1 protein-coding gene is annotated in these 1,262 nt (G+C 34.3%); it reads right to left on the bottom strand.

All coding sequences use genetic code 11. From position 1 onward, the window contains the following. Positions 1 to 9 precede the first annotated feature (9 nt). Positions 10 to 1,044, bottom strand: a complete 1,035-nt coding sequence (locus tag DRF58_RS18065; protein ID WP_123902449.1) for an IS110 family RNA-guided transposase — start codon at positions 1,042 to 1,044, stop codon at positions 10 to 12. Between the last annotated feature and the right edge of the window lie 218 nt (positions 1,045 to 1,262).

The raw sequence follows: 1,262 nt of genomic DNA, 5'->3' as shown, positions 1-1,262 counted from the left end.
CAAAGATTTCTATGTTAAAGAGCAAATATTATTTGAATTTTTTATTGATAAAAATTCTTCTTTTGGTAGAAATGGCAGCTTTCGTTTGATGACAGCTATGATTCTGTGAACGAGTTTATTTCTTACAGCATTTAAAACACTCATTTTGTTTTTCCCTTGTTCTACTTTTCTGTGGAAATATGCTTTTATTTCCTTGTCAGATCTTATGCTTGCCATTGCCGACATATGGAGCAGTTTTTTAAGTTTTTGATTCGCCATTTTTGAGATTCTCTCTTTCTTTACAATCGTTCCGGATTGATTTTTAAAGGGGACCACTCCCGCATAACAGGCCAAATGCTTTGCATTATCAAAAGATGTGAAATTGTTTGTGCTAATAATGAAGTTGATCGCACATTGTTCTCCGATTCCCGGAATTGAGGTCAATAGATCCTTGTTCTGCTTTATTTCCTGCTCTTTTTCTATTAATACCGAAAGCTGGTCTTCTATCTTTTTGATTGAGGACTTAATTACTTTTAACGCTTTTGAAAAAGATTCTTCCAGGAGTGTGAACTCAAATCTGTCGTGGCTTTTGGCCTCTCTCAATTGATTTTCCAAAGCTGTTTTTTGAACAACCAGAGTATTGCGGGATTTGGTTAAAATATTCATTTTTTGAATGACCTCACAAGGTTCTTCATAAGCAATCGATTTGTCCCTGTATCTTACGGCGTAGTCTGCGATCCTACGTGCATCTTTCTTGTCATCTTTCCCTCTCAGGTCACTTGCCGCTTTTTTTATTTTTACAGGGTGTTCTATCCAAAGTAGGACTTCAGATTTTGTACATATTCTTTCCAAGGGTCTGTTATAGATGCCGGTGTTTTCACAACAAATCAAGAGTTCTTCATTTGAAGTTTTCAAAAGCTTGACTATTTTTTTCAAAAAATCACCAATCCCTTTTTCGGTGTTGGAAATTATCATTTCGTATTGGATCTTGTATTCAAAATCCATAACGGCGCAATCTAATTTCGATTTGGAAATATCGATTCCAATAACGTACTTTTGTTTCATAACTTTTAGTTTAGCATTCACGTTGAGAGTTTTATCTAAGCCCTTGATAATAGGTCGTAATCCTAAATTTCTATCATGATCTTGCTCTCAAAGAAACAGGGTTCATAATCTTTGCATAGGTCTTGATACCTTTGACACAAAATGGTTCACCCTGTTTCTTGTGAATGATTTTTAAATTATAAATCTAATCTTGTATTTTTTATTTTGCAAACTAAAGG

The organism is Epilithonimonas hispanica, from assembly GCF_003385395.1.
GTDB lineage: Bacteria > Bacteroidota > Bacteroidia > Flavobacteriales > Weeksellaceae > Epilithonimonas > Epilithonimonas hispanica.
The sequence above is the reverse complement of the archived record's forward strand: the minus strand, read 5'-3'. Positions and strand labels throughout refer to the sequence as shown.